The sequence below is a fragment of the Streptomyces turgidiscabies Car8 genome (assembly GCF_000331005.1).
GTDB classification, from domain to species: Bacteria; Actinomycetota; Actinomycetes; order Streptomycetales; family Streptomycetaceae; genus Streptomyces; species Streptomyces turgidiscabies.
Genome location: NZ_AEJB01000079.1, coordinates 1 through 5,948 on the forward strand (window position 1 = coordinate 1; position 5,948 = coordinate 5,948).

Annotated in this window: 3 protein-coding genes; 1 reads left to right on the plus strand and 2 read right to left on the minus strand. The window is 70.1% G+C overall.

Translation table 11 applies throughout. The annotated features are described in order from the left end of the window. Positions 1-30: 30 nt before the first annotated feature. Both STRTUCAR8_RS04760 and STRTUCAR8_RS04765 read right to left on the minus strand, forming a co-directional pair. A complete protein-coding gene (locus STRTUCAR8_RS04760; protein WP_044471637.1) occupies positions 31-1,764 on the minus strand; it encodes a hypothetical protein in 1,734 nt (577 codons plus the stop codon). A 113-nt stretch (positions 1,765-1,877) separates the two neighbouring features. Then, positions 1,878-2,492, minus strand: coding sequence for a hypothetical protein (locus tag STRTUCAR8_RS04765; protein WP_006374305.1), 615 nt, complete (start codon positions 2,490-2,492; stop codon positions 1,878-1,880). 240 nt (positions 2,493-2,732) lie between these two features. Here STRTUCAR8_RS04765 and STRTUCAR8_RS04770 point away from each other — a divergent pair, with 240 nt between their 5' ends. Continuing rightward, a complete protein-coding gene (locus STRTUCAR8_RS04770) occupies positions 2,733-5,930 on the plus strand; it encodes a glycoside hydrolase (protein WP_006374307.1) in 3,198 nt (1,065 codons plus the stop codon). Positions 5,931-5,948 lie beyond the last annotated feature (18 nt).

A 5,948-nucleotide genomic window follows, 5' to 3' on the forward strand; every position in this document is an offset into this window, starting at 1 on the left:
CCTCCCGGGCCCTTCTTCCATGGGAGGAAGCTATTTCGGGTCCCGCGCGAACTCGGTGAGGCTCGTGGAGACGGGCTCCGGACGGCCGTTGTTCTGTGTGGGGGCGGCGGTCAGCACGTCGAGGTGCTGGTAGCCGTCGGCGACCACGGGGTGGAGGTCGGCGGGGACGCGGCCGGCGAGCAGTCCGTCGCCCGCGAGGACGGTGAGCGTCGGGTTGACGGTGAGCCCGTCGGGGTGCACGACGAGCCGCTTCACCTGCGGGGAGGTGGCCAGTTCGAGGTCGGTGATCAGCTTGGTCGGGAAGTACTGCTCGGTGAAGTCGAGCGGCTGCTGGGCGAGGCTGCGGGCCAGCTCCTGGATGTCGGTGACCTCCTTGCCTGCGGCGGTGAACGGTGTTCCGTCGGCCGACCGGTAGCCGGGGTCGTCGCGGTCGCCGACACGGTCGTAGTTCCGCCAGGTGTAGAGCGGCCCGTGCGGCCGGTCGGGGATGGCCTTGTACGCGATACCGAACAGCCCCGGCTGCTGGTCGCCCCCGTTGGCCACGGGGAAGGACTTGTCCGCGATCGGCCCGCCGTCGAAGAACCCCACGCTGCTCTGCAGGAAGGCCAGCGGTACGGAGTTGTCGTCCATCAGCGCGCCGAGCACCGTCTCGTTGGTGAGCCGGAAGTCCTTCACGGCGGGTGAGCCGGTGAGGAAGGCTGCGGCGTCCTTGGCGAAGAGGAAGCGGTTCGTCGCCTCGATGTTGACGTTGGCCGGCAGATACGACGGCAGGTCGGCCTCGCCGCCCGGGTCCCGGATCGCGCCGACGCCCGCGATGGCCAGCAGGGTCATCGTCTCGGCGTTCAGCAGGACCGGCGCGGACAGTGAGCGCGGCAGCAGTCCGCTGTCGAGCCCGGCCTGTACGACGCCGTAACCGAGGCCGATGTCGGGCAGGTTGGTGTCGTCCGGGATGCTGCCGCTCAGGTCGGCGAGCGAGGTGGAGACGGTGGTGTCGAGGGCGAACCAGCCCGCGCACTGGCGGTGTCCTGCGTCGGCGGTGGTGGCGGCGTTCCCGTCGAAGTCGGCGACCGCGAAGTACCCGGTGATCACGCCGCCGAGGGAGTGCCCGCCACACAGGACCTTTCGCTCGCGCACGCTCTGGTCGGGCAACTCGGTGGTGAGCAGGGTGTACTGGTCACGGACGGTCTGCTCGATGCCGAGCTTCGCCATCCAGCCGAGCTGGTCGTTGCCGGCGAATCCGGCGAACGTACGGCCTGCGACCTGTTTGCCCCGGTAGTAGTAGTCGACGGCCGTGTGCTGGTCGCCGGAGTCGATGCCGGTGTGGTCCTCCATGCAGTTGGAGCGCCGGTCCAGAGCCCAGAACTCGATGTGCCGGCCCTGTTCCGCGGCGCGTGCCACGGTGTTGCGGGCGACGCTGTCGAACGCCCCGGCGCCCTCCAGGATGCCCGGCTGGGCGACGAGGATCCGGTCGGCGTCGGCGGACTCGGCGGGCCCGGCGGAGGAGCGGTAGCGCAGGTAGGACAGCCAGTCGCACGCCGCCGGCCGGGCCCCGAAGGACGCCGGCAGTGGTGCCTTCACCCGGACCACCGTCTCGGTCACCCCGGCGACCGCCGCGTTCGACGACGCCACGGTGACCTCGGTGCGCACGTTCTCGCCGTGCGCCTCCGGGGCCACCGCGGTGAGCGTCCCGGTGGTGAGCAGCACCGCGAGCGCGGTGCCGCGCAGCCCCCTCAAGGGCCTCCTTCTGCTGCAACTCGTCTTCATAGCGGGACCGTAGGACCGCGCGGACCACGCACTCAGGCGGTGCTCACAAGAACGCAGCTCCCGGTGGCGCCTTTGTCATCAGGCACCAACCGCCGGCCCCTCCTCCAGGCCGTCTACAGCCCGTCGTTCTTCATGGCGGCGACGATCCGGACGTGGCGGTCGGCCGCCGTGCCGGACCACTCGTTGTCGTAGTTCAGGCCGTAGGGCCAGAAGTGGCCGCCGCCGGTGGAGAGTTTGGCGCCGGCACCGTCGAACTGCCGTACAAGCGCGGTGGCTTGTGAGCCGGTCCAGGTGCCGCTGCCGCCCAGGGAGGACCAGCCCGAGCTGGTGCCCACGCCTATGGTGTGGGCGATCTCGTGCAGAGCGGTCCGCTCGGTCATGTAACTGCGGTTGCTGCCGAAGCGGATGGTGCCGTTGATGTTGCCGTCGGCGGTGGGGACGCCGGGCTCGTAGCGGACGGTGAGGGTCTTTCCGAGGTCGCTGAGGTTGTTGTAGCGGGCCACCGCCGCGTTCATGGCCGTGGTGATGAGGTTGTATGCGGACTGCTGGTCCGTGGTGGGGTTGCTCGCCCGGACCAGGGACCAGGTGATGGTGGCCGCCGCTGCTCGTTCGCCGGCCGCCGGGGCGGGCTGCGGGGCTGCCTGTGCGATGCCGGGGCCTGCCAGCATCGCGGCTGCCAGGGCGGCGACCACCGCTTTGCCGCGCCAGGAAACTAGCTGTGAACTCATGGGGGCTCCTGTGGGGGGATGAGCCGTCGCGTAGGGGGACGACGGTTCCTGAAAGCGCTTTCCCAGGTTGCCCGGAGGCTAGCCAGATGTTTCGGGCACGTCAACGAACTGCACCAAGTCCTCCGACCACAACAGAACTTGCACACCATCTTGACGTGTTCATTTTTGTCATCAAGCATGCCGTCAGCTCGATTCCTTCTGTTCGGTTCTGTTCGTCTCCTCGTTGTGGAAGGGAGTGCCGTGTCCTCTCGGCACCGCCATCGCATCGCCCGGGCCCTCGCCCCGACGGTCCCCCTGGTACTCGGCGCGGGTCTCCTGGTCCCACAGCCCGCGGCGAGCGCGGAAGCGGCGGAGCGGAGCGCCGTCACCGTGCGGATCGACCCGTCGTACCAGCAGCAGGAGTTCGAGGGCTGGGGGACGAGTCTCGTCTGGTTCGCCAACGCGACGGGCGGCTATCCGGAGCCCGTCCGAAGACGGCTGGTGGACATGTTGTTCGGCAAGGACGGGCTCGATCTCAACATCGCGCGCTACAACATCGGCGGCGGCAACGCCCCCGACGTCCGCACGAACTACATGAAGGCCGGCGCGACCATGCCGGGCTTCTGGAAGGCGCCCGCGGGCACCACCCAGAAGGACATGGACTGGTGGAACCCGAACGACCCGGACGACTGGAACTGGGACGCCGACGCGAACCAGCGATGGTGGGTGGACCAGGTCAAGGACAAGGTGACCACCTGGGAGGCGTTCAGCAACTCGCCGCCCTGGTTCCAGACGGTCAGCGGGTACGTCTCCGGGGGCTTCGACGCGAACACGGACCAGATCCGCGCGGACCGGGTCGACGAGTTCGCCGCCTACCTGGTGCGGGTGACCGAGGAGATGGAGAAGCGGCACGGCATCAGGTTCGACACCATCGATCCGCTGAACGAGCCCAACACCAACTACTGGGGTACCCAGTTGGGCGCCGACGGCCAGCCCACGGGCGGCCGGCAGGAAGGCGCGCACGCGGGGCCCGCGCTCCAGCAGAAGGTCATCCTCGCCCTCGACAAGGCGCTCGCGGGAGCGAAGACCCACGCCGCGATCTCGGCGATGGACGAGACCAACCCGGGCATCTTCACCCAGAACTGGAACGCGTACGGCGCCGACGCCCGGGCCGCCGTCGACCAGCTCAACGTGCACACCTACGGCACCGGTATGCGCACCAGCGCCCGGGACATCGCCAAGGGCGCCGACCGGAAGCTGTGGATGAGCGAGGTCGAGGGCACCTGGGGCACCGGGACCGACTTCACGAGCATGGAACCGGGGCTCGGCATCGCCACCCGGATGGTCGACGACATGCGTGAACTGGAGCCCTCCGCCTGGGTGTTCTGGCAGCCGGTCGAGGACTCGATCCCGCAGGCGGCGGCCGGCAAGAACTGGGGCAGCATCCACGTCCCGTTCAACTGCACGGCGGCGGACACCCTGGAGACGTGCCCGGTCAAGGCCAACTCCAAGTTCCACACCATCCGCAACTTCACGCACTACATCCGGCCCGGCGACCACTTCGTGAAGACCGACGATCCGTCGACCGTCGCTGCCGTGAAGGCGTCCGGGCGGGCGGCGACGGCGGTGCACGTGAACAGCGGTACGACCGCGCGTTCCGTGACCCTCGACCTCTCCCGCTTCGGCAAGGTGACGGGGAAGGCCACCGTCACGCCCGTCGTCACGAGCGCCGACGGCGCGCTCGTCCGGGGCAAGGCGGTCCGGGTGACCGACCGGTCCGCGACGCTCACCGTCCCCGCGAAGTCGGTCACGACCTTCCTGGTCTCGGGCGTCAGCGGCGTGGCGAAGGACGCCGCCCTCGTACAGCCCGGCCACGTCTACCGGCTCCAGGGCACCCAGAGCGGCAGGTCGCTCACCCCGTCGGACGACGACGCCGGCGTCGTCATCCGCACGACCGACGCCGCGAACCCCCAACAGCTCTGGTCCGTAAGGCAGTTGACCCCGGGGACCGACAACCGCGAACGCTACGCCCTGACCAGCGCCACCACCGGCAAGCGGCTCGCCGTGCGCGACAACGTGGCCGTCCTGGAAACCCCGGACCCGGCGACCGGTAAACCCGACAGCGCCGCCCAGTGGATCCTGTCGACCACCGGCGACGGTTCCTGGACGTTCGTCAACGCCGCCACCGGCCGTCTGCTCGACGTAACCGGGCAGTCCTCGACGGACGGCACGAAGGTGTCGACGTACACCCCGACCTCGGCGGACAACCAGCGCTGGGCCGTGATCGACGAGACGGTTCTGCGTACCGAGCCCGCGAAGACGTTCACCGTCCCGAGGCTGCGGCCCGAACTGCCGAAGACGGTGACGCCGGTGTTCCGGGACGGTGCCCGGGGCGCCCTCCCCGTCGTGTGGGACCTGCCCTCGGACCGCGCCTGGAGCAAGCCCGGGACCGTGACGGTCAAGGGTGAGGCGACCGACGCGCTCGGACACACGATCGCGGCGAAGGCGGTCGTCACCGTCGACACGATCGCCTCGACCCTGCCGGGCCGTGCCAAGACGTACGTGGACGGGCACCCCGAGCTGCCCGCGACGGTCGTCGGCGTGGGCAGGAACGGCGGCCGGACCGACCTTCCGGTCACCTGGGACCCGGCGCCCGAGGGGGCGTTCGGCTCGACCGGGACCGTCGCCCTGCACGGCACCGCCCGGATCGTCGGCGGCGGTTCGGCCGACGCGAGCGTACGTGTCCAGGTCACGGCGCCGGTGACGGCGAACATCGCGCCCGACCCGGCCGTCTCGGTCGCCGCCACGTTCACCGAGAGCGGGTACTCGGCGGAGAAACTGCGCAACGGCGACCTGACCGAGAAGGCATGGTCCAACTGGAAGCCGGGGAGCACCAAGAACCCCTCCGACACCGTCACGTTCACGCTGCCGAAGGCCCGCGATCTGAGCAGGGTCGTCGCGCACTTCTACCGGGACGGGTCCAGCGCGTCCTTCCCGGCGACCCTGAAGGTGCAGGTCCGGGCGGCCGGCAGCGACACCTGGACCGACGCGAGCGACCCCGTCCCGGTCGGGACCGAGGGTGCGCCGGTGATCGACGTACCGCTGACGGCGGGGCCCGCCGCCGGGGTGCGGGTGGTCATGACGGCACGTCAGGGCGGGTACCTGACGATGAGCGAGATCGAGGTGTACGCCAAGTCTCCGGGCGTTTCCACGGACTCGGCCGCCGCGTCGGTCGAGGTGGCCGGCGTGCCGGTCGCGTCCTTCGACCCGGGCACGACCGAATACCGGGTCGCGACCGGCGATCCGGCGCGCGCGGAGGTCACGGCGACGGCCCGCGACCCCTACGCGGACGTCACGGTCGGGAAGGTCCACGAACACGGCCGCACCCGGGCCGTCGTCACGGTGACCGCTGAGGACGGCACGACGACGACGTACGGGATCACACTCGTACGACGCTGAGGGCACGCTGAAGGGGAG

Coding starts and splice junctions, on each gene's coding strand:
- STRTUCAR8_RS04760 (WP_044471637.1), bottom strand. CDS start 1,764: ATGAAGACGAGTTGCAGCAGAAGGAGGCCCTTGAGGGGGCTGCGCGGC.
- STRTUCAR8_RS04765 (WP_006374305.1), bottom strand. CDS start 2,492: ATGAGTTCACAGCTAGTTTCCTGGCGCGGCAAAGCGGTGGTCGCCGCC.